Annotated in this window: 28 protein-coding genes; 15 read left to right on the top strand and 13 right to left on the bottom strand. The window is 65.9% G+C overall.

The window, feature by feature from the left end:
- Window positions 1–26: 26 nt before the first annotated feature.
- On the bottom strand, window positions 27–1634 hold the full coding sequence (locus KJJ24_RS07360) for a glycoside hydrolase family 57 protein (protein ID WP_214343052.1): 1608 nt from the start codon (window positions 1632–1634) through the stop codon (window positions 27–29).
- 66 nt (window positions 1635–1700) lie between these two features.
- On the opposite strand from KJJ24_RS07360, the gene KJJ24_RS07355 reads away from it, so the two are divergent.
- The 4 genes from KJJ24_RS07355 to KJJ24_RS07340 are packed head-to-tail and all read left to right on the top strand — an operon-like array spanning window position 1701 to window position 5549.
- The gene (locus tag KJJ24_RS07355; protein ID WP_214343050.1) at window positions 1701–2225 is read left to right on the top strand and encodes an NYN domain-containing protein; all 525 of its coding nucleotides are present in this window, start codon (window positions 1701–1703) and stop codon (window positions 2223–2225) included.
- 53 nt (window positions 2226–2278) lie between these two features.
- Window positions 2279–3919, top strand: a complete 1641-nt coding sequence (locus tag KJJ24_RS07350) for a 2-isopropylmalate synthase (RefSeq protein WP_214343048.1) — start codon at window positions 2279–2281, stop codon at window positions 3917–3919.
- Window positions 3919–4767: a carbohydrate ABC transporter permease gene (locus tag KJJ24_RS07345; protein ID WP_214343046.1), complete on the top strand. Its 849-nt coding sequence runs from the start codon at window positions 3919–3921 to the stop codon at window positions 4765–4767. Before KJJ24_RS07350 ends, KJJ24_RS07345 begins: the two co-directional genes overlap by 1 nt.
- A 29-nt stretch (window positions 4768–4796) precedes the next feature.
- Window positions 4797–5549 (top strand): putative 2OG-Fe(II) oxygenase, encoded by a 753-nt coding sequence (locus KJJ24_RS07340; RefSeq protein WP_250544975.1) that lies wholly within the window; start codon window positions 4797–4799, stop codon window positions 5547–5549.
- Between the two features lie 103 nt (window positions 5550–5652).
- On the opposite strand, the gene KJJ24_RS07335 is transcribed toward KJJ24_RS07340, so the two are convergent.
- Entirely contained in the window at window positions 5653–6825 is a 1173-nt protein-coding gene (locus KJJ24_RS07335) for an aminotransferase class I/II-fold pyridoxal phosphate-dependent enzyme (protein ID WP_214343044.1), read from the bottom strand.
- Entirely contained in the window at window positions 6822–7229 is a 408-nt protein-coding gene (locus tag KJJ24_RS07330) for a hypothetical protein (protein ID WP_214343042.1), read from the bottom strand. Before KJJ24_RS07330 ends, KJJ24_RS07335 begins: the two co-directional genes overlap by 4 nt.
- Window positions 7230–7317: 88 nt before the next feature.
- Between KJJ24_RS07330 and KJJ24_RS07325 the strand changes: the two genes are divergently transcribed.
- The 5 genes from KJJ24_RS07325 to KJJ24_RS07305 are packed head-to-tail and all read left to right on the top strand — an operon-like array spanning window position 7318 to window position 9024.
- The gene (locus tag KJJ24_RS07325; protein ID WP_214343041.1) at window positions 7318–7563 is read left to right on the top strand and encodes a Nif11-like leader peptide family RiPP precursor; all 246 of its coding nucleotides are present in this window, start codon (window positions 7318–7320) and stop codon (window positions 7561–7563) included.
- Window positions 7564–7567: 4 nt separating this feature from the next.
- Window positions 7568–8044 carry a DUF427 domain-containing protein gene (locus KJJ24_RS07320; protein WP_214343039.1) on the top strand — a complete coding sequence of 159 codons (477 nt, stop codon included), beginning with the start codon at window positions 7568–7570 and terminating at the stop codon, window positions 8042–8044.
- 55 nt (window positions 8045–8099) lie between these two features.
- Window positions 8100–8354, top strand: a complete 255-nt coding sequence (locus KJJ24_RS07315; protein ID WP_214343037.1) for a hypothetical protein — start codon at window positions 8100–8102, stop codon at window positions 8352–8354.
- Window positions 8355–8405: 51 nt separating this feature from the next.
- Window positions 8406–8687 carry a cell division protein SepF gene (locus KJJ24_RS07310; RefSeq protein ID WP_214343035.1) on the top strand — a complete coding sequence of 94 codons (282 nt, stop codon included), beginning with the start codon at window positions 8406–8408 and terminating at the stop codon, window positions 8685–8687.
- Between the two features lie 34 nt (window positions 8688–8721).
- On the top strand, window positions 8722–9024 hold the full coding sequence (locus KJJ24_RS07305; protein WP_214343033.1) for a hypothetical protein: 303 nt from the start codon (window positions 8722–8724) through the stop codon (window positions 9022–9024).
- On the opposite strand, the gene KJJ24_RS07300 is transcribed toward KJJ24_RS07305, so the two are convergent.
- A complete protein-coding gene (locus KJJ24_RS07300; protein WP_214343030.1) occupies window positions 9021–9395 on the bottom strand; it encodes a hypothetical protein in 375 nt (124 codons plus the stop codon). The genes KJJ24_RS07305 and KJJ24_RS07300 overlap by 4 nt on opposite strands.
- Before the next feature lie 68 nt (window positions 9396–9463).
- Here KJJ24_RS07300 and KJJ24_RS07295 point away from each other — a divergent pair, with 68 nt between their 5' ends.
- Together KJJ24_RS07295 and KJJ24_RS07290 are read left to right on the top strand one after the other, a co-directional pair.
- On the top strand, window positions 9464–10114 hold the full coding sequence (locus KJJ24_RS07295) for an RluA family pseudouridine synthase (protein WP_250544974.1): 651 nt from the start codon (window positions 9464–9466) through the stop codon (window positions 10112–10114).
- Window positions 10111–10428, top strand: coding sequence for a SemiSWEET family sugar transporter (locus KJJ24_RS07290; protein WP_214343028.1), 318 nt, complete (start codon window positions 10111–10113; stop codon window positions 10426–10428). Before KJJ24_RS07295 ends, KJJ24_RS07290 begins: the two co-directional genes overlap by 4 nt.
- Here KJJ24_RS07290 and KJJ24_RS07285 read toward each other — a convergent pair.
- Together KJJ24_RS07285 and KJJ24_RS07280 are read right to left on the bottom strand one after the other, a co-directional pair.
- Window positions 10395–11708, bottom strand: a complete 1314-nt coding sequence (locus KJJ24_RS07285; RefSeq protein ID WP_214343026.1) for a Rieske 2Fe-2S domain-containing protein — start codon at window positions 11706–11708, stop codon at window positions 10395–10397. The two genes, KJJ24_RS07290 and KJJ24_RS07285, sit on opposite strands and share 34 nt — an antisense overlap.
- A complete protein-coding gene (locus tag KJJ24_RS07280; protein ID WP_214343024.1) occupies window positions 11708–13771 on the bottom strand; it encodes an HDIG domain-containing metalloprotein in 2064 nt (687 codons plus the stop codon). The genes KJJ24_RS07285 and KJJ24_RS07280 overlap by 1 nt, the downstream gene beginning before the upstream one ends.
- Before the next feature lie 113 nt (window positions 13772–13884).
- On the opposite strand from KJJ24_RS07280, the gene folD reads away from it, so the two are divergent.
- The 4 genes from folD (at window position 13885) to KJJ24_RS07260 (ending at window position 17754) form a co-directional block, all read left to right on the top strand.
- On the top strand, window positions 13885–14781 hold the full coding sequence (folD, locus tag KJJ24_RS07275; protein WP_214343022.1) for a bifunctional methylenetetrahydrofolate dehydrogenase/methenyltetrahydrofolate cyclohydrolase FolD: 897 nt from the start codon (window positions 13885–13887) through the stop codon (window positions 14779–14781).
- 72 nt (window positions 14782–14853) lie between these two features.
- Window positions 14854–15792, top strand: a complete 939-nt coding sequence (gene crtE / locus KJJ24_RS07270) for a geranylgeranyl diphosphate synthase CrtE (RefSeq protein ID WP_214343020.1) — start codon at window positions 14854–14856, stop codon at window positions 15790–15792.
- Window positions 15789–16301, top strand: a complete 513-nt coding sequence (locus tag KJJ24_RS07265) for a divergent PAP2 family protein (protein WP_214343018.1) — start codon at window positions 15789–15791, stop codon at window positions 16299–16301. Before crtE ends, KJJ24_RS07265 begins: the two co-directional genes overlap by 4 nt.
- Window positions 16294–17754: an ATP-dependent RecD-like DNA helicase gene (locus KJJ24_RS07260; protein ID WP_214343016.1), complete on the top strand. Its 1461-nt coding sequence runs from the start codon at window positions 16294–16296 to the stop codon at window positions 17752–17754. Before KJJ24_RS07265 ends, KJJ24_RS07260 begins: the two co-directional genes overlap by 8 nt.
- Window positions 17755–17757: 3 nt before the next feature.
- Here KJJ24_RS07260 and KJJ24_RS07255 read toward each other — a convergent pair whose 3' ends face one another.
- From KJJ24_RS07255 to KJJ24_RS07225, 7 genes are all read right to left on the bottom strand, one after another.
- Window positions 17758–18444: a GAP family protein gene (locus KJJ24_RS07255; RefSeq protein WP_214343012.1), complete on the bottom strand. Its 687-nt coding sequence runs from the start codon at window positions 18442–18444 to the stop codon at window positions 17758–17760.
- 10 nt (window positions 18445–18454) lie between these two features.
- The gene (locus KJJ24_RS07250; RefSeq protein ID WP_214343011.1) at window positions 18455–18895 is read right to left on the bottom strand and encodes an acylphosphatase; all 441 of its coding nucleotides are present in this window, start codon (window positions 18893–18895) and stop codon (window positions 18455–18457) included.
- Between the two features lie 54 nt (window positions 18896–18949).
- The gene (locus KJJ24_RS07245) at window positions 18950–19537 is read right to left on the bottom strand and encodes a histidine phosphatase family protein (RefSeq protein WP_214343010.1); all 588 of its coding nucleotides are present in this window, start codon (window positions 19535–19537) and stop codon (window positions 18950–18952) included.
- A gap of 9 nt (window positions 19538–19546) precedes the next feature.
- Window positions 19547–20920, bottom strand: a complete 1374-nt coding sequence (locus tag KJJ24_RS07240; RefSeq protein ID WP_214343008.1) for a cobyrinate a,c-diamide synthase — start codon at window positions 20918–20920, stop codon at window positions 19547–19549.
- Between the two features lie 30 nt (window positions 20921–20950).
- The gene (locus tag KJJ24_RS07235; RefSeq protein ID WP_214343006.1) at window positions 20951–22255 is read right to left on the bottom strand and encodes a glucose-6-phosphate dehydrogenase assembly protein OpcA; all 1305 of its coding nucleotides are present in this window, start codon (window positions 22253–22255) and stop codon (window positions 20951–20953) included.
- A gap of 36 nt (window positions 22256–22291) precedes the next feature.
- A complete protein-coding gene (zwf, locus tag KJJ24_RS07230; protein ID WP_214343004.1) occupies window positions 22292–23815 on the bottom strand; it encodes a glucose-6-phosphate dehydrogenase in 1524 nt (507 codons plus the stop codon).
- 114 nt (window positions 23816–23929) lie between these two features.
- The gene (locus KJJ24_RS07225; protein ID WP_214343002.1) at window positions 23930–25087 is read right to left on the bottom strand and encodes a phycobilisome linker polypeptide; all 1158 of its coding nucleotides are present in this window, start codon (window positions 25085–25087) and stop codon (window positions 23930–23932) included.
- Window positions 25088–25215: the final 128 nt, after the last annotated feature.

Here is a 25215-nt window from a genome sequence, read left to right as displayed (position 1 = left end):
GTGTGGATGGAGCAGGGGAGTGGTGCTCAGGATGTTGGGGTTTGGATCTGAGCCCAGTCTGCGGCGTTGATCATTGGAAAGAGTCCGTCTTCGTGCTGCACCGCCTCGAGCCAACCCTCGGGCAGCGGCTCGCCGCTGTCGATGGCGCCAAGCAGCTGCCAGAAGCGCCCCAGATGGCGTTCAATCCGTTCTCGCGCCAGTTCCGTGGTGGTTCCCGCCCGAAGGATGAAACTCCAATCTGAGCTCTGGGCCAGCAGCAGTTCCCTGCCGGCCTGGTTGAGCAGCTCCCGCGCCTGTTCGCTGCCCACGCCCCGGCTCACCCGCGCCACCATCGCCCGTGAGGCGCGGTTCCACTCGGGAATGATCCAGGCGTTGCTGTCGTTGAGCCAGTAGTTGTGATAGCCCCCTTGCCCCCAGCTGGAGGGGGAGGGTTGGCAGAGCTGCAGGCTCTCGCCGCGGCTGAGGGTGTCGCGCAGGGTGGCCAGCCCCACACCGCTGCTCGGTGCCTGGCGGAATAACTCCGCCAGGAAGCGCGGGCCTTCAAACCACCAGTGGCCGAATAGCTCGGCATCAAAAGGCGCCACCAGCAATGGCGTGCGCTCCATGGCGTTCTGCAGGTGTTGCAGGTGGTGGGCGCGGCCCTGCAGGTAGTGGGCCGCGTCGCGGCGGGCGGTGGTGTGGGCAGCTGCGGGTTCGTAGGCCTGCTTGGCATCGAGCCCGCAGTCGCGGCTGCTCACCCGGTGCAGCTTTAGGCCGAGAGGGCGGCGGCAGCCGATGCCGCGTTGTTCGAGTTCACCATCGGGGAGATCCCAGCCCAGATCGCGGTGGAATTCCCGGTAGCTGGCATCCCCCGGGTAGCCATCGCGGGCGCTCCACACCGGCAGCGTGGATTCGCTGTCGCGCCCGAAAAAGGCCATCCCCGCCGGTGTGCAGATGGGGGCATACACCCCATAGCGAGGCCTGGGCTGGCCGTGCAGCAGGCCATGGGCATCGAGGATGGCGTAGCGCAGGCCGCAGCTCACCAGTAGGCGATCCAGGCCCTCGTAGTAGGCACACTCCGGCAGCCAGATGCCCTGTGGGCGCACCCCCAGCAGCCGCTGGTGTTCGCGCACGGCTGTGAGCAATTGGGCTCGCACGGCCTCGGGCGAATCGCGCAGCAGCGGCAGGTAGCCGTGGGTGGCGGCACAGGTGAGCAGATCCAGCACCCCCGCCTGCTGCAATCGCTGGAAGCGCGGTAGCAAATTGCCGTTGCAGCGCTGCCAGGCGGCGGATGCACTGCTGAGCTGCTTGGCAAGGTCGGCGGCGGCGGCTTCAAAGCCGGCTGGAGCCTGCAGCAGTAGCTCCTGGCGCACGGCCAGCCACGGCCCGAAACGCTCACTCAGCCCGCGATTGCTCAGCAGCGAGAGCAGCGTGGGCGAGAGGCCCATGCTCAGGCGTGGGCGCTGGGTTGGATCGGCGGCTGCCGTCTCCAGCACATCCAGCAGCGGCAGGTAGCACTCCAGCAGGGCCTGGAAGTACCAGTCTTCCTCCAGGGAGCCCGGTTCGCTGGAGTGCACGTAGGGCAGATGCGCGTGCAGCACCAAGGCGAGCTCGCCCTGGGTGGTGGTCTCCGTGGCCAGTGCGCCGGTGGCCAAGGTCCCAGCTCAGAGTGAAGCGACTTTACGCGGTGCTTTTAGGCTCGCACTAGCGATTTGGCAGCGATGCAGCTGGCTCTGGCGGTCGATGGGCACAGCATGTTTTACGTGCAGCAGAAGCTGGGCTGGTTTTTCGACCCCCGCCGCCTGCTCGCCCATGCCACGGCCGCGCCCGGTGTGGAGATCAGCAGCGCCTTTTGGTACACGGGCCTGAAGGACCCCACCGACCAGCGTCCCTTCCGCGATGCCCTCACGAGTCTGGGCTTCACGGTGCGCACCAAGCCCTTGCGGGAGGTGGGTGACGCGGATCAGCGTCAGTTCGCCCGCGCCAACCTCGATGTGGAGATTGCCATTGATCTGTTGGCCGTTGCCCACCGCACCGATGAGCTGTGGTTGCTGAGTGGTAGCCGTGACCTGGAGCGTCTGGTGGAGGTGCTGCGGATCAAAGGCTTGAAGGTGGTGTTGGTGAGCACCGATGGCATGGTGCCCCGCGAGCTGCGCAACGCCGCTGATCGCTTCCTGGATCTGGCGGAGCTCCGCCCGCAGCTGGAGAAACACGAGCAGCAGCAGGCGGCGTTTGGCCGCAGCTGAACCCCCAGCCCTAGAGTGGGCCTAACTCATAACCATTCCGACTTGTAGCCGCCATGGCCCGCGACCCCGGCCGGGTATTGATTTTCGATACCACCCTGCGTGATGGGGAGCAATCCCCGGGTGCCAGCCTCAACCTTGAGGAGAAGCTGGCGATCGCGCAGCAGCTGGCTCGTCTCGGAGTCGACATCATCGAGGCTGGTTTCCCCTTCGCGAGCCCCGGTGATTTCAACGCCGTGCAGCGGATTGCGGCCACGGTGGGCACAGACCAAGGGCCGGTGATCTGTGGCCTGGCCCGCGCGGCCAAGGGCGACATCAAGGCCTGCGCTGAGGCCGTCGCCCCGGCGATGAACAAACGCATCCACACCTTTATCGCCACCAGCGACATCCACCTTGAGCACAAGCTGCGCAAGAGCCGCGCTGAGGTGCTGAAGATCGCTGGCGAGATGGTGGCCTATGCCCGTTCCCTCGTTGACGACGTGGAGTTCTCCTGCGAAGACGCCGGTCGCTCCGATCCCGAATTTATGTACGAAGTGATCGAGGCGGCGATCGCTGCTGGCGCCACCACGATCAACATTCCTGACACGGTGGGTTACGCCACTCCAACGGAATTTGGCGCCCTGATCGAGGGCATCAACCGCCATGTGCCCAACATCGATCAGGCTGTGATCTCTGTGCACGGCCACAACGACCTTGGCTTGGCCGTGGCCAATTTCCTCGAGGCGGTGAAGAGCGGTGCTCGCCAGCTCGAATGCACGATTAACGGCATCGGTGAGCGGGCCGGTAACGCTTCGCTTGAGGAGCTGGTGATGGCGTTGCATGTGCGCCGCAGCTACTACAACCCCTTCCTCGGTCGTGCGCCTGAGAGCGCCGATCCGCTCACGGGTGTGCGCACAGAGGAGATCTACAAAACCTCACGCCTGGTAAGCAATCTCACGGGCATGGCGGTGCAGCCCAACAAAGCGATCGTGGGTGCCAATGCCTTCGCCCACGAGAGCGGCATCCATCAAGACGGCGTGCTGAAGAACCGCCTCACCTACGAAATCATTGATGCGCGCACCATCGGCCTGGCTGATAACCGCATCTCCCTGGGCAAGCTCAGCGGCCGCAGCGCCTTCCGCGCTCGCCTGGAAGAGCTCGGTTACAACCTCGAGCGCGAAGACCTCGACGACGCCTTCGCCCGCTTTAAGGAGTTGGCCGACCGCAAGCGCGAGATCAGTGATCGCGATCTCGAAGCGATCGTGAGCGAGCAGGTGCAGCAGCAGGATGAAGCCCGCTACAGCCTCAAGCTGGTGCAGGTGAGCACCGGCACCAACCTGCAGCCCACCGCCACGGTCACGCTGGTGAACAGCGACGGGGCCGAGATCACTGAGGCCGCTATCGGCACAGGTCCGGTGGATGCGGTCTGCCAGGCCCTCAATCGGCTGGCGCGGGTGCCGAATGAGCTGGTGGAGTTTTCGGTGAAGTCGGTCACCGAGGGCATCGATGCCATGGGTGAGGTCACGATCCGCCTGCGAGCTGATGGCGTGCTCTACTCCGGCCATGCCGCTGATACCGACATCGTGGTGGCAGCGGCTCAGGCCTTCGTGAATGCCCTGAATCGTCTGGCAGCTGGTAGCCAGCGCTCGCCGTTGCATCCTCAGAAGGCTCCCTTGCCGGTTGGAGATCTCACTCCAGCCGAGCGCCCGCGCCTCTGATGGCTCAACCCGGGAGTGGTCAGCCCCGCACGCTGCTGGCCAGCGCCTTGCAGCTGGCTTTGCTGCTGCTGATCGCCCTGGCGATGCTGGTGCCGCTGTTTTGGCTGGTGAGCACCTCCCTGAAGGGCCCCGCCGAAAACATCTTCACCACGCCACCGGCGCTGCTTCCCAGTGAGCCGAGCCTTGAGGCCTATCAGCGGTTGTTTGCTGACAACCCGATGCTCAGCTACATCCGCAACAGCGCCATCGTCAGCGGCCTCGCTGTGCTGGCCAATCTGCTGTTTTGCTCGCTGGCGGCCTACCCATTGGCGCGGATGCGTTTTGCCGGCCGCGGCTTGGTGCTGGCGCTGGTGGTGGCCACGATCTTGATCCCTTTCCAGGTGGTGATGATTCCCCTGTATCTACTGATGGTGCAGCTGGGGCTACGCAACACCCTCTGGGCGCTGATCATTCCCCAGGCCGCCACCGCCTTTGGCATCTTCCTGCTGCGCCAGAGCTTCAGCGGGGTACCGGCAGAGCTTGAGGAGGCGGCCCGCATTGATGGCTGCACGCCCCTGGGCGAGTGGTGGAACGTGATGATCCCCGCCGCCCGCGCCGATCTGATCACGCTGGCGATGTTCGTGTTCATCGGCACCTGGAGTGATTTCCTCTGGCCGCTGGTGATCCTCGACGATCCAAATCTCTACACCCTGCCTCTGGGCTTGCAGCAGCTGGCCAGCAGCTTCTCGCTGGATTGGCGACTTGTGGCAGCCGGGGCTGTGGTGTCGATCCTGCCGGTGCTGGCCCTGTTTATTGGCTTGCAGCGTTACATCCTGCCCAGCGCCAGCGGCGATGCCGTGAAAGGCTGAGGTTGCCGCCACCGCCCGCTCCACCGCGCATGGCCCAGCTGAATGACGCCAACGCCTCCACCAGCATGGAGGTGCTCAGCCTGTTCCCCCGCTACCTGCTGAAGGGAACCCTGGAGCCTCGTCTGCTGGAGGCCCTGCAGCAGCTGGCTCGGCAAGTGCTCGATAACCCTGGGGTGACTCCGGATGCCTCCGCCAAACTGGCCGGGCAGCTGGCGTTGCAGCGAGAGCTGGGGCCGCAGTATCCGGCGGTGGCCGAGTTATGCGCCTCGGTGTTGATCCCCGCCTGCGAGCGCTGGATTCGCCATGTGATCGATCAGCAGCCGCCCAATGGCCGTGGTCCGTGGACCCCAGGCCGCTATCGCTTGCAGATGATCGATGTCTGGCTCAATGTCCAGCGCGCTGGCGACTACAACCCCACCCACACCCATGGCGGCAGCTTCTCGGGGGTGATCTTCCTGCAGGTGCCGCCGCAGATCGTGAACGACAGCTTCGATGGGCAGTTGTGCTTTCACGGCCCGGAGGAGTGGCACATCCAGAGCTTCCGCACTGGCATGGCCAAATACGTGCTGCCGGTGCCCGGTGAGTTCTATGTGTTTCCGGCCTGGCAGCCCCACTCGGTAGCACCGTTCCGCGGGGAGGGTGAGCGTTGGTCGCTGGCGTTCAACGTGGTGGCCGTGCCCCAGTCCGCCGATGCCGCTTCTGCCGCGCAGCCTCAGTCAAGGCCTGAGCAGAGCAACGTGTCGTTGTCGCTGAGCCGCGAGAAGCCAGGCGGTTTTGGTTGATCTGAGCCGGAATCGTTGGGGTGTGTTGTTGGGGCTCTCCACCACCGGATATCCGTGGATATCCGTTCTCGGACACCGTCTCAACCTCAGCAGCTCCCTGGCCTCAGTCCGCCGCCAGCTGCTCCAGGCCGCCCACCAGCCGGCGTAGTGCTTCAGCCAATGGATCGGCATCGAGCATCCCGTAGCTCAGCCGCAGGCAGCAGCCCTCTAGCCCGAAGCTGCTACCGCTCACCAGGGCGACGCCGTGCTCGCGGATCAGGCGCTCCATGGCCGCATCGCTGCTCAGCGGCGAGGCCAGCTGAAGCAAGGCGTAGAAAGCCCCATCGGGCCGGGCCAGCAGTTGCCAGGGCGCATTGACCTGGTGCAGGGCCGTGAACACCTGCTGTCGCCGTGCGGCCAGTTCAGCGATCTGTGTGCGGCACCAGTCGGCTCCGGCAGCCAGAGCCCCTAGGGCTGCGATCTGGTTGATCTGCGGCGGGTGGATCAGGATCGTGTCCTGCACTTTTGCCAGGGCAGCCATCAGCGTGTGAGGCACCACGGCCCAGCCGATCCGCCAGCCCGCCATGCCATGGCTCTTGGAGAGGGAGCCGAGCGTGATTGTGTGGGCTCCGCTGCCGCGGCTGCTGCCGGGGCTCCACACTGCAGGTCCGCCGTGGCTAAACAGGGCGTAAGCCTCATCGCTGATGTGCAGCAGGCCCCGCTCGGCGGCCAATCGGTTGATCGCCTCCAGCCGGTCGCGGGGGATCACAGCGCCGCTGGGGTTGTTGGGGGAGATGGTCACGATCGCCCGGGTGCGGGGAGTGATCGCTGCAACCAGTTGCTCGGGATCGGGCACCACGCCGGCTGCCACAGCGATGGGTGTGGCGCCGGCCAGGCGGATCGCCATCTCGTGGTTGAAGTAGTAGGGAACCGGGAGGATCACCTCGTCGCCGGGATCGCAGAGCACCTGCATCAAGGCGTTGAAAGCCATGTTGCTGCCGGCGGTGATCAGCAGCTCGCTGCCCTCGAGATCCAGATTGTGCTGCTCCTGCAACCAATGGCTCAGGGCGTCGCGTAGGGCTGGATCGCCTGCTACCGGTCCGTAGCGATCGAGGGGCGCTGAAGCTTGCCCCAGGGCCACAGCGATGGCCTTGTGCACCTGCTCCGGTGGTGCCCAGCTCACCATCCCCTGGCCCAACGACAGGGTGCCGGGGTGCTGCCGGATGAGCTCTCCCATCACCGGAATCACCGGCTGTTGCACCTGGGCCAGCCGGCGGGCGGCTGTGGCTGGCTTCATGGCTGGCCGCTCGGAAGCGGCGGCAAGGCCGGCAGGCGGCCTGGCTTAGGTGTCAGGCCTTCATCGAGGGGGAATTCGGGCTCGCGCTGCGAGGCGCGCAGCTGGGCCCGCAGGCTGGCCTGCTCGTTCCTCAGGCTCCGCACCGCCTGGTCGAGCCCCTCGAGGTTCTGCAGCCGCTCGGCGGTGGAGCGCACCTGTTCTTCGAGGGCATTGGTGCGGTCGAGGTCGTTGTCGTTCTCCAGGGTTTGCAGCTGGTCTTGCAGTTTTTGAATGCGCTCGCCCTGCTGGCGCACCTGAAGCAGCAGCACCACAAACAACACCGACACCAGTGCCGTGAGTGCCGCGCCCGTGCGGCGCATCCAGGTGGGTAGTGGTGCTTGCGGGGTGTTGGAGCTGCTGCTCATGGAGAGGGCTCGAATGCGCCAAGTTTGGAACGCGGTGCCTCCCTTGGCGAGGCTTTTGGCTAGGACAGACCACAGCTCAGGTTGTTTCTTGTCGCTCACACAGCTCGACGCCTTTCTCGCCCATGCACGTCAGCAGCCCGAATTGGCGCTGCGGCTGCAGCAGCCGCTCGATCTTGAGGAGCTGCTGCAGATCGCCCAGGCGGCGGGCTTCTCGGTGCAGGAGCAGGATGTGATCGAGGCCCAGCTGCGGGAGGAGGAGCACCTCAGTGACCTGGAGTTGCAGCGTCGCGCCGGAGAGGAAGCGCGCCGGCTGCGCAGCTTTATTCCGGGCTGAGCCCATGGAGCCGCAGGTAGAACGGGTCGCCGACTACCCACGCCCGCCCGTGATGGTGGCAAGTGAGCAGCTGATCGAGGTGCGGGCCCTCGGTGCGCTGCTGGTGCAGACCCGTCGCAGCTTTCGGGTGTTGGAAACCTTTCATCCACCCACCTACTACCTGCCTCCAGAGGCTGTTCAGCTGGAGCTGCTGCAACCAGCTGCCGGCCGCAGCTTTTGCGAGTGGAAGGGCGTGGCCCGCTACTCCTCCGTTGTGGTGGGTGATCAACGTTTGGAGCGGGCGGTGTGGACGTACCCCGAGCCCACGGCCCCTTTTGCTGCGCTGGCTGGCTGGTACGCGCTGTATCCAGGCCTGATGGATGGCTGCTGGGTGGAGGGGGAGCGGGTGGAGCCCCAGCCAGGCGGGTTCTATGGCGGCTGGATCACTTCAGCCGTGCAGGGGCCGTTCAAAGGGGACCCTGCCCATCCTCAGTTGATCTGAACACACCCACGGCAAGGCCGCCCATGCTCTGCTGGTGTGAACCGGCCTGACGGGCATGACGTTTTATGAGTTGATCTGGCGTGGCGAGGGCTGCGGCGATGCCGCCGATCTCGAGGAAGCCCTGCTCAACTTTCAAGAGATCAAGCCGAAGGAGTTGAGCTGGCAAGAGGTGTTCGCTGAGGCTGGCCAAGCTCCTCCCTGCATTCGCCGCTACAGCTCGTTTGAGGCTTTTCTCGACAACGAAGACGAGCTGGAAACCATTCATCCCAGCCAGGACATGCTGGAGCGTTTTGCCGCAGATCAACCGTGAGCCGTTGTGCCCCCCCTGGCGTTGGGGGCTTGGAGCCGTCAATCTGCGGGGATGGATCCCTTCGCTTCTGATGGTGCGCCCAATCCCCATGCCTGGGGGGCGGAGGTGATGCTGTTTCAGCCCACCAGTTTTGACGGGGTGCAGGAGGCGGTGATGGCCCTGCGCGATCACGCCACCGTGCTGCTCAATCTCACCAGCCTGCCGGTTGATCAAATGCAGCGGGCTGCAGATTTCATGGCCGGCGGCGCGTTCGCTCTCGATGCGCAGCAGGAGCGCCTGGGGGAACGCGTGTTGCTGTTCGCCCCGCACTTCGTTCAACTCCATCGCGATTGAACCGGCAAGCTGGGCGGAGGCGGCTCGCTGTGGCATGGATGTGCACGATCTGGATCTGGCGGCCTGCACGCCGGTGAATCACCTCTGGGGTGAGCTGGTGGAGCTGCTGGGGCTAGAGCGGAGCACGCGGGCGGCACAGCAGGCGTTGGATCTGCAAGCCATGCGCGGCAGCACCAGCACCCTGCCGGCGTTGCTGGTGGAAACCTGCGGCATGGGCCTGGTGGAGCGGGGTGCTCTGCGACGGGCGATGGGTTTGCCCTGGCCGGAGGGGCCTGGCGCGCTGCTGCTGATCAGCCGGCCCCGCCAGCAGTTGCAGGTGTTGCAGCTGGAGCGTTAATCGAAGCGACAGGTGGGCGTGAGCCCAGGCACGCTGAACTCCATGAACCAGAGGTATTCACGGCTGCGCCAGCCCAGATCAAAGGGCTCGGTGCTTTGCCATTCCTCCGGCTCCAGCCCGAAGGCCTGCTGAAGAAATTCAGGCACCAAGGCCTCCACGGCCTCCTGGCCGGGCTCCCCCTCATCAAAGAGACGCTCGGTGTAGATCACCGCGAAGATCTCATTCTCCTCATCGCAAATCACCACCTCGAATCCCTCGCCGGTGGCTGCGGGCAGCGTGTGGAGCTCGAAGTATTCATCACGCTCCAGCGGATCGCTGGGGGCCTGATCCAAAAGCGCCGCCAAGGCTTGCTTGAAGCGATCCAGTGCCATCCGGCGGGGGGCTGCTGCTGTCAGTGTGGCGGCGTGAGGCCGCAACGGCCATGCCAGCGCTGATGCTGATGCCGGACTCCCTCGATCCCAATTGGATCGTGCACCAGCAAGGTGATTTGCTGGTGTTCAACAAGCCGGCCGGCTTGCTCAGCCAGCCAGGGCTGGGCCCCGAGCTCGCCGATTCGCTGATCAGCCGCGTGCAGGCCTGCTGGCCCCAGGCGCTCCTGGTGCATCGCCTCGACCGCGATACCTCGGGCCTGATCCTGGTGGCGCTCACGTCAGCGCTGCATCGGGCCTTGAGCGGACTGTTTGCTGAGCGCCAGGTGCAGAAGCGCTACGTGGCGGATGTGCACGGTGTGCCGGATGCCGCCGAGGGGCTGATCGAGCTGCCCATCGCCAAGCGCCAGCATCGCCCCCCGCTTTATGGCGTTGATCCGGCGGGCAAGCCAAGCTGCACCGTCTGGCAATGCTTGGACACTGCAGCCGACGTGAGCCGCCTGGCGCTGGAGCCCCGCACCGGCCGCTCCCACCAGCTGCGGGTGCATCTCCAAGCCCTAGGACATCCGATCTTGGGGGACCCGCTCTATGGGCCGTTGGATGCCCCACTGCCCAGCACACGCCTGCATTTGCATGCAGCCGGATTGAGCTTGGTGCATCCCGCCAGCGGCCAGCGGTTGGTGGTTGAAGCTCCCATCCCCTTTCAGCTCCCAGCCCCATGAGCCCCCATTCCCCAGCGATCGCCCTGCTCGGCTACACCGCGGCCAGCCTCACCACCTTGAGCTTCATCCCGCAGGCGATCAAAACCCTGCGCAGCGGTGATACCTCTGCCATCTCCCTGCGCATGTATGCACTCTTCAGCAGCGGCGTTGCCCTCTGGGGCGTGTATGGGCTGTTCACCGGCGATGGCCCCCTGATCGTCGCCAATGCGATCACCTTGGTGGCGGCAGGGCTGATCCTGGATCGCAAGTGGCGAGCCTGGTGGGCTGAGCGTGGCGAGCGTCAGCGGTTGCGTGGCGGCAGGCCGTTGCCGTAGCGCAACAACTTGAGCCAGCGGCGTATGCGCAGGCCACTCAGCGCGGCTGCACCAGCTAACAGCAGGGCCGCAAGTCCAGGGATGCCAGGGCCGAGCCAGGCGGCGCCGACGGCGGCGAGTGCGGCCAGCCCCCAGCTCAAGGGTTGCACTTGTTGCAATCGCCTGTCGGCTCCCGCGCAGCTGCGGCAGTGGCGGGTGTGGGCCTCGTAGCGCTCCATGAGCTCCTGACGCCCCTGGCGGGGGGGGAGCGATACGTCTGGGAACGGCTCGCCGCCGTAGCGATTCACCCAGTCGTGCAGGGCGCGCACGTAGCGATCAGCGCTGGTGGGGAGATGAAAGCTGCGGATCGCTTCAGGGCTGCCGCCGCGGTGCTCCAGCACCCGCTCCTGCCAGTGCAGGAAGAGTTGATCGTCTTCCAGCACCACGTGATTGCCAAGGTGCTGCAGCCACTGCGGCCGCAAGCTCAGCAACCGCGCCGGCCAGGGTGACTCAAATTGGAACGGAAAGCGGGCGAACAGCCGGCACTCGCCTCGACGAATTGGCGTGGCGTACACCACCGTGAAAATCCGCGCAAAGCCCTTGGCTGTGAGGTCGTGCCACATCAGTGATGGGGCGGCGTAGGCGGTGAACTGGCTGCCGAGCTTTCCGCGCCGAGGCCCCTCCTGCCACACACCGGTGAACCCCTCCGGCCCGAAGCTGCTCAGCTCCAGCTCCACCGGGCCGGCGTTCTCGCGGCGCCCCACCGTGGCGTGGTGGGTGAAGGGCACATGGCTCACATCCAGCACGTTCTCCAGCAGGGTGAGCGCATCCATGGGCAGATCGCGGAACGTGTCCTGCACGAGCCAGCCGGGTTGATCGATCTCTGGCACCAGTGGCAGGGGGTGATCTGTTGCTTCGGCTGCATCTCCGCTGAACACAAACAGCAACCCCTGGCCCGTGGCGGTGGCGTAGCTGCGGCAATGGCTGCGCTGGCCGATCGCGCTGCCCTCCGCGGCCTGAGGGATGGCGGTGCAGTGCCCTGCGCCGTTGAAGGTCCAGCCGTGATAAGGGCATTCCAAGTGTCCGGCGCTGTTGAGCCGACCATCGGAGAGGGGGACCAGCCGGTGCGGGCACACATCCGCCAGGGCCCGCCAATGGCTGCTGCTGCGCTCGAACCACAGCACCAGGTCTTCCCCCATCAGGGTGAAAGGTGTGGGGCGCTGGGGGTTGAGATCGCGCAGGAAGGCCACCGGGTACCAGGCGTGCTGCCAGCGGTTGGCGGACTCGGGGCTGGCGTGCATCAGGCGCTGTAGCCCTTGCGGGCCGGGATCGGATAGGGGATTCGACGATGGCGCATCCGCCGCCACACCCGCACGAAAGCGCGCACCAGCAGCTCCAGCTCCGCCAGGCTCAGACCGCTGTCGAGCAGTTGGCCGTCGCGCCAGCGGGCCTCCACGATGCGGCGCACCATCGCTTTGGCTTCCTCTTCCTTGGTGTCAGGCGGGAGGGAGCGCAGGGCGGCCTCGCAGCCATCGGCGAGCATCAGCACCGCGGTTTCCGGGCTGCGCGGGATTGGGCCGCGGTAACGAAAATCGGCTTCACAGGTGGACGGGTTGCGCCGCCGGGCCTCGTGCAAGAAATAGCCCATTTTCAACCTGCCCTGGTGCTCGGGGATGAAGTCGGCTAGCGGCCTGGGCAGCCGGTAGCGGCGAGCCAGTTTCAGACCCTCATCGACGTGGGCTTGCAGAATCCCGGCGCTGAGCTTCGGGTCATCGAGTTTGTCGTGGGGGTTGTCGGTGCCCATCTGGTTTTCGATGAACCACTGCGGGCCGTGCAGTTTGCCCACGTCGTGATACAGAGCACCGGTGCGGATCAGATCAATGTCCGCCTGGATCGAGCGGCCGCCTTCCTCGGCCAGTCCGCAGATCATCAAGGTGTGCTCAAACGTGCCGGGCGCTTCGCAGGAGAGACGCCGCAGCAGCGGCCGCTCCAGATCGGCTAGTTCCAGCAGCCGAGCCCGGGTGAGCAGATCGAAGAAACTTTCCACCATCGGGCTGATCAGCAGCACCCCCAGCAGCAGGCCTCCCAGCAACACCGCTTCGCCCGGGAGATCGGCACCGACAGGCAGGCGTCCATCGCCCTCACCGCTGGCCACGGCCAGCTGCAGCAGCAACCACTCGGCCACCAACGCACCCACGGGAATCAGCAGCGCCAGCTGGAGCAGTTGTGCCCGGCTGCGCTGCCGTCCGGCCAGAACGGCTGTTACCGCGGCCACACCAGCAGCCACCAGGATTCGTTGATCGTTGAAGGGGGCCAGCGGTAGCGGCCAAAGCAGGCTGGCGATGGCCACCCAGCTCAGCCCAGCGGTGGTGCCAAGCCCCTGGGCCAGCAGCAGCGTGGCTGGCACCAGCAGGGCTAATGGGCTCGCCGCTGCTCCAAGCCAGAGCTTGAAGCTCTGCACCAGCAGCAGTAGCCCCAGGGCCAGTAGGGCCTGGCGCGGCTCAAGGCTGGCCCGGTGTTGGCGTAGGAGCAGCACCATCACGCCGCAGGCCGCCAAGGCTTCACCGGCATGTAGCAACCAGGCACCGATCAGTGGCCGCCGGTTCACCAAGCCGAAGTAATCGAGCACCGCATACGACTGATTGCTGATCGGCTGGCCCTGCCGGGTGATCAGCTCGCCTTCGCGCACCTTGATCGTGGGGATCCCCTGCTGGGTGAGCAGGTCTTCAATCAGCCGTTGGCTGAGCGTGGCATCGATCCGCAGATTGCTGCGCCCCTGCAGGGAGCTGGCCACCACACGGCTACCGAGGCTGCGGCCAGGTTCCTGGAGCTCGTCGAGCTGTAGCTCGGCCGCCTGCTCCAGCTGGCGGTGGGCCACGCTGCTCACCAGCCCTTGCTGGAGCATGCGCTGGTGGGCCTGGCGCAGGTTGTTTTCCCAGGTTTTCAGCCGTGCAGGAGGAAGGTTGGCCAGCCAGTCACGCTCCTCAGGGCTGAGGTCAAGCGGAGCAACCTGTTCCTGATCGGTGCTGGCCAGCTGTTGGATGGCTTGCAATTGGCGCTCAAGCCGCTGCTCCAGTTCACGGTTGATGCGTGGATCCACCACCTGCACGTGGGTGCGTGGCCCCAGCTGGGAGCGCCGCTGCTCAAGGGCATCCGAATCCACCACGGTGGCGGCCTTCGGGGCCCGCACGGTGAACGGGGCCGGCACACCGGGCCGCAAGCTCGGCTCCACCAGCCATGGCCAGCTCGACACCATCGCCACCAGCAGGGCGGCCAGCACCACGCCAAACCAGTCGCGGCGGCGCCAGGGCGCAATGGCCTGGCGCGGCGTCTCTACGCGCAACAGCCGCCGCCAGAGCCGCATCAGTGTTCGCCAGGGGCGATAGACAGGGCCCGTGGGGATCACCGCAGAGGCGTCATTACAACCACGCTAGCGATGCCGATGCATGCTGAAGGGAGTGTTGTGCGTCCATTCCCATGGCCACGCGTCTGGATGGCCGTCAGCTGGCGGCAACGATCGAGCAGCGCCTTCAGGCAGTGGTGGCGGATCGCCTGGAGCGGGCCGGACGTCCACCTGGGCTTGCCGTGCTGCGGGTGGGCGACGATCCCGCCAGCGGCGTGTATGTGGCCAACAAGGAGAAGGCTTGCAGCCGCATCGGCATCACCAATCACGGCGCTCACCTCCCGGCCGATACCCCCGCCGCCGAGGTTCTGAACACGATTCAGCGGCTCAACGCCGATCCGGCGGTGGATGGAATCCTGCTGCAGCTTCCCCTGCCCGCTGGGCTGGATGAGGGGCCGTTGCTGGCGGCCATCGATCCGGCCAAGGATGCGGATGGACTTCATACCCTCAATCTGGGCCGGTTGCTCAAGGGCGAACCGGGCCCGCGCAGCTGCACACCCGCTGGTGTGATGGCGTTATTGGCGGCCGCTGATCTGGAGCTGGCCGGCAAGCGAGCCGTGGTGGTGGGCCGCAGCATCCTGGTGGGGCAGCCCATGGCCTTGATGCTTCAGGCGGCCAACGCCACGGTGAGCATCGCCCACTCGCGCACGGCGGATCTCGGCGAGCTCACCCGCCAGGCCGATGTGCTGGTGGTGGCGGCCGGCAAGCCCCGCATGATTGGCGCTAATCATGTCAAGCCCGGTGCGGTGGTGGTGGATGTGGGCATCCACCGTCTGGAGAGCGAGCCGGGCGCCAAGGCCCGCCTCTGCGGTGATGTGCGCTTTGAGGAGGTTGAGCCGATCGCCAGTGCGATCACCCCCGTGCCTGGAGGTGTGGGCCCGATGACCGTGACGCTGTTGCTTGTGAACACCGTGGCCAGCTGGTGCCAGCGCTGTGATCTGGATCAGCCGCTGGCGGATCTGTTGCCGTGAACCAGCATCCTGCGGCGTGTAACGCCCTGGCCTGAGAGAATCCGCGCAGCGATGGCCCAAGGCCCAGCCCCCATGACCGCGGCCGTCTCCAGTTTGGGCAATAGCCCCGCCGCCGAGGCTTCAGGCTTCGACTTCGCCGCTTACCTGGAAGGCGCACGGCTGAAGGTGGAGGCAGCCCTGGATGGCTCCCTTGGCCCCGAGCGGCCTGAGAGCCTGCGGGATGCGATGCGTTATTCGCTGCTGGCGGGCGGCAAGCGGCTGCGGCCAATCCTCTGCCTGGCGGCTTGCGAGTTGGCTGGCGGCACCAGCGAGCTGGCGCTGCCCACGGCGGTGGCGCTGGAGATGATCCACACCATGTCGCTGATCCATGACGATCTCCCCGCCATGGACAACGACGATCTGCGCCGCGGTATGCCCACCAATCACAAGGTGTATGGCGAGGCCAACGCGATCCTGGCTGGTGATGCGCTGCTCACCCGTGCCTTTGAGATGGTCGCCCTGCGCAGTCCAGGTGTGCCCGCCGAGCGGCTGCTCAAGGTGGTGGGCGAACTGAGCCTGGCCTCGGGTGCTCCGGGTCTGGTGGGAGGCCAAGTGGTGGATCTGGAGTGCGAAGGGAAAGACGTGGATCTTGAGACCCTTGAGTACATCCACCTGCACAAGACCGGAGCCCTGCTGCGGGCCTGCGTGCTCACCGGCGCTCTGATCGCCGGTGCTCCCGAAGCCTTATTGGAGGCGCTGCGCACCTATGCCCGGGGCATCGGCCTGGCCTTCCAGATCATCGACGACATCCTCGATGTGACAGCCAGCAGTGAGGTGCTCGGCAAGACCGCCGGCAAGGATCTCACCGCTGATAAGACCACCTATCCCAAGCTGCTGGGCCTGGAGGAATCACGCCAGCGCGCCGATGCCTTGGTGGCCGAGGCCAAAGCGGCCTTGGAGCCCTGGAGCGCCGGCGGTCAGGCTGCACCGCTGCTGGCCCTGGCCGACTACATCACGAGCCGCGATCGATGAGCACACCGTTGCTTGGCATCCTCGATAACGGCGCCCTCTGGTGGGGCCTGGCGGCCTGCGGCAGCGCCCAGCTCTCCAAGCTGCTGATCGAATTGGTGGTGCATCGCCGTTGGAACCCCAAGGTGCTGGTGGAAACCGGCGGCATGCCCTCGAGCCATTCGGCGCTGCTCACCGGCACGGCAGCAGGGTTGGGGTGGCAGCAGGGCTTTGATTCGCCTGTGTTTGCGCTGGCGGCCACGATGTGTTTTGTGGTGCTCTACGACGCGGCCGGTGTGCGCCGTGCTGCCGGCCTCACGGCCCAGCGGGTGAATGGCTTGCCGGATGGCCTCTGGGAGCTGCATCCCGATCAGGCTCCCGAACTCAAGCCTCTGAAAGAAAACCTGGGCCACACCCGTCTTGAGGTGCTGGTGGGCAGCCTGATCGGCCCGCTGGTGGCGCTGCCGGGCTTGGTTTGGGTGGGTTCACCGCTGCTGTTGGCGCAGCACTGGGGCTGGCTGGCGGTTGGCTGAGGCGCTCACTGCTGGCCAAGCCGCAGCTGCCGAGGCCTTCGCGGCCTGGCTCAAGTCTTCGTACGACGGCACCCCGTTTGTTCTGAGCGGCTACGCCGGCACCGGCAAGACCTATCTCTCGCGCCATCTGCTTCAGCAGGTGGACGATCTCGGCCACTGCTGGACTGTGGTGGCCCCCACCCACAAGGCCGTAGGGGTGCTGCGCCAGCAGCTGGCCTGGGCTGGCCTGCAACCCACCTGGTATCCGAGCACCATCCACCGGCTGTTGCGGTTGAAGCTGAAGCGGCAGGGCGATCTGGAGCGCTGCGAGGAAACCGAGCAGACAGCCGCTGCTTTGGAAAACCTGGCGCTGGTGCTGGTGGATGAGGCCTCGATGGTCGACAGCACCCTGCTGGAGATCGCCCTGCGTTGCGCCCATCCCTTCCGCACACGGCTGGTGTTTGTGGGGGATCCGGCCCAGCTGCCGCCCGTTGGGGAGCCCGGCAGCCCTGTGTTTGGCCTGGGCCGGGCCGCAACCGCCAGCCTCAGTGAGGTGGTGCGCCACCAGGGGCCTGTGTTGCAGCTGGCCACGGGCCTGCGTAACGGCCAGCTTCCCTGCCGTCAGCCGCCAGCCCTACCCCCGGTGCGCGACAGCCATGGCCAGGTGGCTGTGCTGCCCCGCGCCGACTGGCTGGCCGCCGCTCAGGCGGCCTTGCGCCGCGGCGCCGAGCTCGACAACCCCGATCACGCCCGCATCCTCTGTTACACCAACCGCGCCCTTGAGCAGCTGGTGCCGATCGCGCGACGAGCTATCCATGGTGAGATGGCGGATCAGCTGCCGGTGCTGCCCGGTGAGGTGTTGATCAGCCGCGCGGCCGTGATGGCGCCGGCCTGCCGCGCCGGTGAGGAGGCTGCCGAAGAGCCCGACATGCTGCTGGGCTCAAACCGCGAGCTGGTGGTGCGTGATGTGACACCAGAGCGCTGCGATTTGGCGGATTTCGGCATCGGCAGCGGCGATGGTCTCACCGCTCCGGTGATCGATACCCTCAGCGCCGAGGTGGAAGCTGGCGAAGCGCGGCTCACCCTGAGGCTCTTGCCTCCGGCCGGCAGCCAGGCTCGCAGTGAACTGGATGGATTCATGCGTCAGCTGCGCCAGCAGGCCCGCGATGCCGGCAAGCAGGCGGGCCGTGCCCTATGGAGGCGCTATTTCCTGGTGCGCGATGCCTTTGCTTCGCTGGGGCCTGCGGCTGTGCTCACGGTGCACCGCAGCCAGGGCAGCACCTTTGGTGAAGTGTTTGTGGCTGGAGATGTGTTTTGGCCCAGTGATGCGGTGCTGCGACGCCAGTTGGTCTACGTGGCGGTGAGCCGCGCTAGCCAGGCTGTGTGGTTGGTGGCTGATGACCGCCGCGGCGAGGGTGCCAGCACCGCTGCCGATCGGCGTTGCTGGCATGACTGGCTGCAGCAGGGTGCCTGAGGCTTAGCTGAGTTGCAGGCCTTCGATGCCCTGCCAGCCCAGATAGCCCGCCAGCACCAAGCTGATGCCCCCCACCAGCAGATCACCGCGGGCAAACAACACTTGTTTGCCCTTCTCGAGCAAGGGCACCATCTGATCACGGCCCACGAGCACCGCCCCGAAAGGCAGCAGCAACGCCAGGCTGGCCGCCAGGCTGAAGCCAGCGGTGTACAGCACCTCTTGCAGACGGGTTAAGCCGGAGGAGAGCAGAGCGGAGGCGGCTTTGGCGAACAAAAACAGGTCGTCGGGACTGATCACCTCGATCGCGCAGCTGGCCCCCAGCAGCAGGGGTAGGGGCATGGCGCACAAGCGATCGAGCTGCCGGGTCCAGCCGGGGGGTTCTTGCCCCTCCTCTTTTCGATCCAGCAGTTCCTTCAGCCCCAGGGCCAGCAGTGCTCCTGCGGCCAGCAGGTCGAGGCCGGTGCGGTGACTGCTGCCCTTCTCCATGGTGAGCAGCAGGCCGTGCCCCACGGTGAGCAGCAGCACCACCATGGTGGTGACGGTCACCACCCAGGCCAGCACAAACAGCCCGCCACGCCGCAGGGGTTGGGGACCCAGCAACAGCAGCAGCAACAGGCCGATGTGGATGGGGCTGATGGCAATGCCACTGCCATAGGCCAGCAGCTCAGCCCATAGGGTGCCGTTCGTCATTGCGGCGAATTCAGCGTCGGATTTCGAACCAGTCTTCCCTGGTGGGGACGAGTTGGCTATGGCTCACGCTGTGGACCCCAGCACCTTGGGGCCCGCGCTCGCACCACAAACGCAGCTCCGTGAGCTTGTGGGAGGCGCCTTCAGCCTGTACCTGCACCGAGCCGTCGGCTTGGTTGCGCACCCAGCCGTTGAGATCCAGCTCCCGCGCTTTCTGGCAGCAGGCGGCCCTGTAGCCCACGCCTTGCACCCGGCCGCGCACGATCAGCTGCCAGCGCTCGATGCGCTGCAGCTGCGAGGGATCGGGCCGTTCCACCTGCAGCCATTCGCGTTGCCGCACGGCACGGCTGCCGCGGCTTGGGCTGGTGGCATCGGCGATCAGCCAGCCCGGCGCCCTTGATTCCACCTGGCGAGGGGTGTTGCGTTTGGCGGGAGCATCTTTCCTCTGGCTCACGGGCGAAGGTCTCCCACCACTGGTCCTCAAGCTGGCATGCCGTTGGCCGGTTGGCTACGGCAGCTGCACGGGGGCATTCCAGCGCAGAAGCGCGCGTTGTTCACGCTCGCTACCCAGCACGCAGAAGCTGCCGGTGCTCAGCACCAGTAAGGCTCCGCCCGCCACGCCAAGCCCAAGCCAGCAGCCGGCCAGGCTGCGCAGGATGTGGCCGTGGGCAAACAGCGCCACCCTGCCGCCGGGATGCTCCGCTGCTAGCCGGGTCAGCAGCTGCTCGCAGCGCTGTTGCACCGCTTCGAGGCTTTCTCCGCCCGGGCAGGGGTGGCTGAACACAGTCCAATCGGGCACCGTGCGCCGGATCTCGGCGGTGGTGATCCCCTCGTATTGGCCGTAATCCCATTCGCGCAAATCCGGCTCAAGCCGCGCCTGGCCCCCAAGCCCCGCCAACTCACAGGTGCGCTGCGCGCGTTGCAGTGGGCTGCTGTAAACAGCCTCAAAGGTTTGCTGGCCGAGGAGAGGGGCCAGGGCCCGTGCCTCGGCCTCGCCCTGGGGCAGCAGTGGAATGTCGGAGCTGCCGGTGTGGCGGCCATTCAGGGCCCACTCCGTGGCGCCGTGGCGCAGCAACCAGAGTTCAGGGTTGGCCATCAGGTCTGCTCAGCTGGAGGAGAGAGGGGTGGTGAGCCGGGCGGCCTGGGCCAGGCGCTCGGGGATGAAAGGGCAGCCGCCCCAGTGCAGATGCAGCCAGCTGGCATGCAGCTGCGGCCGGCTCCAGCCCTCATGCCGGGCCGGGGCCCCCCAGCCCTCAAGCTGCCATAGCGTTTCAGCTTCAGCCACGGTGGTGGGTGACAGCTGCCAGCGGTGAAATTCATGGCCGCAGAGCTGCTCGCCTTGCTGCAGCACCAGGCCGCTCCCCAGGGCGGTGGCGGTGCGATACCCCAAACTGAGGGCACCGCGCTGAGCTTGGAAGGGCAGCAGCCCGGCCATGGCATGGAGTTGGCCATGGGCGTCGCTGAGCTGCTGGCCAAGCAGCAATAGCCCACCGCACTCGGCATAGATGGGCACCCCCTGCTGATGCGCCCGCTTCAGCTCCGCCAGGCTGCGGCGGCTGGCGGCCAGCTGCTCCGCATGCAGCTCCGGATAGCCTCCCGGCAGCACGATCGCCTGGCAGCCCTCCGGTAGAGGGTCATCGTTGAGGGGAGACCAGGCTTGGACGTGCATCCCTTGGCCATGCAGCAGTTCGCTGGCCTCGGGGTATCGGAAGTGAAAGGCGGCATCGCTGGCGATGGCGATGGTGGTCGGGGCGCCGGCGTTGGCTGGGCTGATGGGGTTGGGGTCGGTGGTTGGAGCCGCTGCGGGTGCTTGCAGCAGCGGCCAGAGCTGCTCAAGCTCAAGATGCCGTTCCGCCAGATCCGCCCACGCCCCCTGCCGCTCGTTGAGATCGGCCAGTTCATGGGCCGGCAGCAGCCCCAGATGGCGAGAGGGAAGCTCCATGCTCTCGTGCCGTGGTAGGGCCCCCAGCAGTGGCATGGCGATGCCGGCTAGGGCTTCGGCCAGCAGGGCGTGATGGCGTGGGCTGCCCACGCCGTTGAGCACCACACCGGCCAAGCGTAGGCCTGGCTGGTGATCGCGAAAGCCCCTCACCAATGCCGCCACGGAGCCCGCCTGGCGGCTGGCTTCCACCACCAGCACCACCGGCAGCTTCAGCAAAGCCGCCACATGGGCTGAGCTGCCCTCGCTGCTGGGCCCGCGCCCATCAAACAGGCCCATCACCCCTTCCACCACGGCCAGATCGGCCTTGCTGCCGTGCTCTGCAAAGCTGCGCTGCACCCAGGATTCACCGCAAAGCAGCGGATCGAGGTTGCGGCAGGGGCGGCCACTGGCGCCGCTGAGCAGCTGGGGATCGAGGTAATCGGGCCCCACCTTGAAGGTTTGGATGCTGCTCCCCCGGCGCCGTGCCAGGGCGGTGAGCGCCAGGCTCACCAGGGTTTTGCCGCTGCCGCTGGCCGGGGCGGCGATCAGGCAGGGCATGGTGAGAGCCGAACGGCCTTGGGCCGTGCTTTAACTGGGCAGCAGCTTGGCAGCCAGCGCCGCAGCGGAGGCCAGCAGGGGATTGGTGCTGTCGTGGCCGCCGCCCAGCAAGCGGGCCATTTCCATCTCCTCGCTCTCATTGGGCAGGGGCACCACCTCTTCAGCCAGCTCCATCGAAGCCACCCCGCCCGCCTCCAGGCGCATGCAGCCGCCTGATTCTGAGCAGAGGATCACACAGAGCGGCGAGCGATCCGGCGGTGCACAGATCAGGCGCAGCCCCACCAGCGCGCCGGGGTGCAGCTTGCTCATCCCCACCGGCACTGGCATCAGCCGGAACTGCACGCTCTGGCCATCGTTGCGCTGGAATTCAGCGCCAATGCCTCGTCCATCGGCGTTGGCCTCATCGATCCAATAGCTGTTAAGCAGGTGCCAGCCGAGCCGATCGGCGATCCAGGCCGCCAGCAGCAGGCCTTTCACAGGGTGCTGGCCCTCCACGTCGATATCGAGTTGCACCACCTGATCGAGCGCGCTCTGACGACTGGGTGGATCGAACACCATCGCCAAGGATTCTCTCCAGGTGCGCAGCCGCAGCCAGTTGAGATCGTTCACGGCTTGGCCCTGCTCGATCCGCTGCACCAGTAGATCCAGGCAGCGGCGCGGTTCGCCGATGGAGCTATCCACCACCAGGCGGCGTGGCGGTACCGCCAGGGCTTGCAGCAGATCGGGGGATTCATCCAGTGAGCCGTTCCACCACACCCAGCAGGGCAGGTCGGCAGGAATCAGCTCCTGCAGCATCGTTAATCCCTGCTGCATGGCTCCCATCCCTCCGCGCAGCACCACCACGTCGCCGCAAGCATCAGCATTGATGCCGCGCTCCTCCGGTAGGGGGCAGTAGGCGGCTACCAGTGTTTCCAGGCCCTTGCCCGCCTCCAGGGTGGGGGCCAAGGTGATCAGGCGGCGGGGCTGGTGAGCGCTGATGGCGCGGTCCACGAATTGCCCGCGCAGATCTTCGGCGCTGTGGCTGCCGGTTTGTTGCCCCAGGGTCCAGGCGAGCTGCGGTGCGGTGGGAGCTGTGCTCGCAGGCAGCCCCAGCTCAGCTGCCGCCTGGCGGGCGGCCTCGAGTAGCTCATTGCTGAGAAGGCCGCTGATCGGGCCATCGATGCGGCCTGTGCGGATGAGCTGCTGCTGCAGCCAGGAGGGCTCCCATACCACCAGGGTGAAGGTGGCGGCGCCACTGGAATCCTTGAGGCTTTCGCTCCAGAGACGGTTGAGGTATTGGGGGACCTCGCTGGGGGGGAGTTCAAGCGGGGCCTGCAGGGTGAGCTGGGGTGCCATGGCGGTTGATGGAGCAAAGAAGCAAACGGGTAGTGATCAGGGGCGACGCCACATCAGGCCGTCCTCGGCCAGCAGGTTGTCGGCAGCGCCAGGACCCCAGGTGCGCGCTTCGTAGGGGTACACCGGTAGCTGAGAGGGGGCATCTTCGATCAGCTCCAACAGGGGGGTGTAGAGGCGCCAGGCCGCTTCCACTTCATCGCTGCGGGTGAACAGGGTGGGATCGCCGAGCATGGCGTCGGCCAGCAGGCGCACATAGCCCTCATCGGAGGGTTCACCGAAGCTTTCGTCGTAGCTGAAGTGCATGTCGACAGGGCGGCTGCGCATGCCTGATCCCGGGGCCTTCACATCGAACACAAAGCCGGCGCCTTCATCCGGTTGGATGCGCAGCACCAGCTGGTTGGCGGTGGGAGTGCCGCCTGCTGCATCGAACAGCTGCACCGGGGCCTTGCGGAAGGTGAGCACAACCTCGGAGAGCCGTTTGGGCAGGCGTTTGCCGGTACGCAGGTAAAAGGGCACCCCTTGCCAGCGCCAGTTGTCGATGAACAGCTTCATCGCCACATAGGTTTCAGTGGTGCTCTCGGGATTCACCCCTGGCTCCTCGCGATAGCCAGGCATTGGATTGGCTGGATTGCCACCGCGGCTGTACTGGCCGCGAACGCAACACTTCCAGGGTTCGTCTTCGTTGGCCAGGCGTGCGGCTTGCAGCACCTTGGCCTTCTCACTGCGGATCGATTCCGGATCGAAGTGGCCCGGGGTTTCCATGGCGGTGAGCGCCAGCATTTGGGTGAGGTGGTTCTGCACCATGTCCCGCAGGGCGCCGCTCGTTTCGTAGTACCCAGCACGCTCTTCCACCCCTACGGTTTCTGCCGCCGTGATCTGCACGTTGGCGATGTAGTTGCGGTTCCAGATCGGCTCAAAGATGGCGTTCGCGAAGCGCAGCACCAAGATGTTTTGAACCGTCTCCTTGCCCAGGTAGTGGTCGATGCGGAAGATCTGCGACTCCTGGCCGCAGCTCTGCACCACCCGGTTCAGCGTTTGAGCGCTGCTGTAGTCGGTGCCGAACGGTTTCTCGATGACCACGCGGCTGCGGCTTGGATCCTTCAGCAGGCCGGCATTCGCTAAGGCGCGGCAGCCACTGCCGTAAAACGCAGGCGACACCGAGAGGTAGAAGGTGCGGTTGCCCCGGGTGGCACGCTGCCGATCGAGGGCCTCGAGGCGCGTGCCAAGGCGCACCACGTCATCGTCCTTCTGCAGATCTACCGGCTCGTAGAACAGGCAAGCGGCGAATTGTTCCCAGGCGTTCTGGTGTTGCTTCACCTCACCGGCCATCGCTTCGGCCATGCGGCTGCGGAACTCTTCGTCGCTCCAGGTGCGCCGCGCACAGCCCAGCACGGAGAACTCCGTGGGAAGCCTTCGCTGGCGGAATAGCTCAAACAGCGCTGGGATCAGCTTGCGGTGGGTGAGATCGCCGCTGGCCCCGAAGATCACCAGGCATTGCGGGGAGATCACACGCTCTTGGCGCAGGCCAACGCGCAGGGGATTGGTCTGGGTGGCGGCCATGGGCAATGCTCGCGTCACCCAGGTTTAACGAGGTCAGAGCGCCGCTGCATCGGATGGCAACAAAAAAGCCCGCCTTGCGGCGGGCTTGGGCAGAGATGCGCAAGTTGCGGCTGCTCAGTAGGTCTCCACGTGCCAGCGCTCGGCTTTCTTGAGCTGCGGGCGCAGCTCGTGCCACTCGATGCCCTTGGCAGAGGCAGCTGCGGTCATCGCCTCGTCAATGCCCGGCTCCATGCCACGCAGACCACACATGTACACGTGGGTTTTGGGGTTCTCGATCCAAGAGAAGATCTCCTCGGCGTTTTCGCTGACGCGGTCTTGGATGTACATCCGGCCACCCTTGGCGTTCTGCTGCTCACGGCTGATCGCCTTGGTGTAGCGGAAGTTCTCGGGGAACTGGCTCTGATAGTGCTCGAAGTCGGCGTCGTAGAGCAGGTTGGCGGTGGTGGGAGCACCCATAAATAGCCAAGCTTTGCCCTTGAAGTGCCAGTCGTTCTTCTCGCGTTCGGTGGGCTCGAACATGCGGCGAAGATAGGTGCGCATCGGGGCGATGCCGGTGCCGGTAGCCAGCATGATCACGTTGGCGTCTTCGTCGGCGGGCAGGAGCATCTCCTTGCCCACGGGGCCGGTGATTTTCACCTTCGCACCGGGCTCGATGTCGCAGAGGAAGGTGGAGCACACACCGTTGATGGTCTCGCCCTCTTTCTCGTATTGCAGCTGGCGCACGCACAGCGACACGGTGTTGCCGGCCATGTTGTCGCCATGGCGAGTGCTGGCGATCGAATAGAGACGCAGCTTGTGGGGCTTGCCGTTCGCATCTTCACCGTCGGGAATGATGCCGATCGACTGACCCTCCACGTAGTGGAGCTGGGGATCACCACCGCTGAGATCGAAGGTGATGTGGTTCACGCGGCCGATGGCACCTTCAGCCAGCAGGCTGTAGTTCTCGGTCACGGTGCCGATGAAGGGATTCTTCGGCTTGTAGAGATTGACGGGGACGTCGGCGTGGTGCACGGCAGCAGCTGCAGGTTTGGCGGGGGCTTTGGCTTTGGCGGCCGGCTTGGCAGCAGGCTCGGTAAGCGCTTCGGGACCAGCTGTAACCGAGATCACCTTGCCGCCCAGCTGGCTGATGGACTTCATCAGGGTCTGCAGACGGGAGAAGGGCACGGTGATGCTCCGCTCGGCGTTGCGCTGCTGAGTCAGCCCGTAGCCCTGCACCACCACTGTGAACACGCGGGAGTCGCTGCAGCTGGAGGTTGCGGTCGAGACACGCATGAATCCCTTGAGCCCTGATGTCGCGCGAGATCATAGGGAACCTGCGCGCTTCCGATCGAGGGCGTTAAGTTATGGCGCCGAAAGTGTGATCAAGCCGGTTTGCCTTCGACGCAGCTCACGGCATCCTC

The sequence above is a fragment of the Synechococcus sp. LA31 genome (assembly GCF_018502385.1).
In the GTDB taxonomy this organism is placed as follows: Bacteria; Cyanobacteriota; Cyanobacteriia; order PCC-6307; family Cyanobiaceae; genus Vulcanococcus.
The sequence above is the reverse complement of the archived record's forward strand: the minus strand, read 5'-3'. Positions and strand labels throughout refer to the sequence as shown.

What these genes read in the sequence shown, in the direction of transcription:
- KJJ24_RS07310 (WP_214343035.1), top strand. Translation starts at nt 8,406, where the DNA reads ATGGATCCCTTCGCTTCTGATGGTGCGCCCAATCCCCATGCCTGGGGG.
- KJJ24_RS07285 (WP_214343026.1), bottom strand. Translation starts at nt 11,708, where the DNA reads ATGCACGCCAGCCCCGAGTCCGCCAACCGCTGGCAGCACGCCTGGTAC.
- KJJ24_RS07350 (WP_214343048.1), top strand. Translation starts at nt 2,279, where the DNA reads ATGGCCCGCGACCCCGGCCGGGTATTGATTTTCGATACCACCCTGCGT.
- KJJ24_RS07330 (WP_214343042.1), bottom strand. Translation starts at nt 7,229, where the DNA reads ATGAGCAGCAGCTCCAACACCCCGCAAGCACCACTACCCACCTGGATG.
- KJJ24_RS07245 (WP_214343010.1), bottom strand. Translation starts at nt 19,537, where the DNA reads ATGGCCAACCCTGAACTCTGGTTGCTGCGCCACGGCGCCACGGAGTGG.
- KJJ24_RS07340 (WP_250544975.1), top strand. Translation starts at nt 4,797, where the DNA reads ATGGCCCAGCTGAATGACGCCAACGCCTCCACCAGCATGGAGGTGCTC.
- KJJ24_RS07305 (WP_214343033.1), top strand. Translation starts at nt 8,722, where the DNA reads ATGGATGTGCACGATCTGGATCTGGCGGCCTGCACGCCGGTGAATCAC.
- zwf (WP_214343004.1), bottom strand. Translation starts at nt 23,815, where the DNA reads ATGGCCGCCACCCAGACCAATCCCCTGCGCGTTGGCCTGCGCCAAGAG.
- KJJ24_RS07290 (WP_214343028.1), top strand. Translation starts at nt 10,111, where the DNA reads ATGAGCCCCCATTCCCCAGCGATCGCCCTGCTCGGCTACACCGCGGCC.
- KJJ24_RS07225 (WP_214343002.1), bottom strand. Translation starts at nt 25,087, where the DNA reads ATGCGTGTCTCGACCGCAACCTCCAGCTGCAGCGACTCCCGCGTGTTC.
- KJJ24_RS07315 (WP_214343037.1), top strand. Translation starts at nt 8,100, where the DNA reads ATGACGTTTTATGAGTTGATCTGGCGTGGCGAGGGCTGCGGCGATGCC.
- KJJ24_RS07235 (WP_214343006.1), bottom strand. Translation starts at nt 22,255, where the DNA reads ATGGCACCCCAGCTCACCCTGCAGGCCCCGCTTGAACTCCCCCCCAGC.
- KJJ24_RS07335 (WP_214343044.1), bottom strand. Translation starts at nt 6,825, where the DNA reads ATGAAGCCAGCCACAGCCGCCCGCCGGCTGGCCCAGGTGCAACAGCCG.
- KJJ24_RS07300 (WP_214343030.1), bottom strand. Translation starts at nt 9,395, where the DNA reads ATGGCACTGGATCGCTTCAAGCAAGCCTTGGCGGCGCTTTTGGATCAG.
- folD (WP_214343022.1), top strand. Translation starts at nt 13,885, where the DNA reads ATGGCCACGCGTCTGGATGGCCGTCAGCTGGCGGCAACGATCGAGCAG.
- KJJ24_RS07295 (WP_250544974.1), top strand. Translation starts at nt 9,464, where the DNA reads ATGCCGGACTCCCTCGATCCCAATTGGATCGTGCACCAGCAAGGTGAT.
- KJJ24_RS07265 (WP_214343018.1), top strand. Translation starts at nt 15,789, where the DNA reads ATGAGCACACCGTTGCTTGGCATCCTCGATAACGGCGCCCTCTGGTGG.
- KJJ24_RS07280 (WP_214343024.1), bottom strand. Translation starts at nt 13,771, where the DNA reads ATGCGGCTCTGGCGGCGGCTGTTGCGCGTAGAGACGCCGCGCCAGGCC.
- KJJ24_RS07355 (WP_214343050.1), top strand. Translation starts at nt 1,701, where the DNA reads ATGCAGCTGGCTCTGGCGGTCGATGGGCACAGCATGTTTTACGTGCAG.
- crtE (WP_214343020.1), top strand. Translation starts at nt 14,854, where the DNA reads ATGACCGCGGCCGTCTCCAGTTTGGGCAATAGCCCCGCCGCCGAGGCT.
- KJJ24_RS07240 (WP_214343008.1), bottom strand. Translation starts at nt 20,920, where the DNA reads ATGCCCTGCCTGATCGCCGCCCCGGCCAGCGGCAGCGGCAAAACCCTG.
- KJJ24_RS07320 (WP_214343039.1), top strand. Translation starts at nt 7,568, where the DNA reads ATGGAGCCGCAGGTAGAACGGGTCGCCGACTACCCACGCCCGCCCGTG.
- KJJ24_RS07345 (WP_214343046.1), top strand. Translation starts at nt 3,919, where the DNA reads ATGGCTCAACCCGGGAGTGGTCAGCCCCGCACGCTGCTGGCCAGCGCC.
- KJJ24_RS07255 (WP_214343012.1), bottom strand. Translation starts at nt 18,444, where the DNA reads ATGACGAACGGCACCCTATGGGCTGAGCTGCTGGCCTATGGCAGTGGC.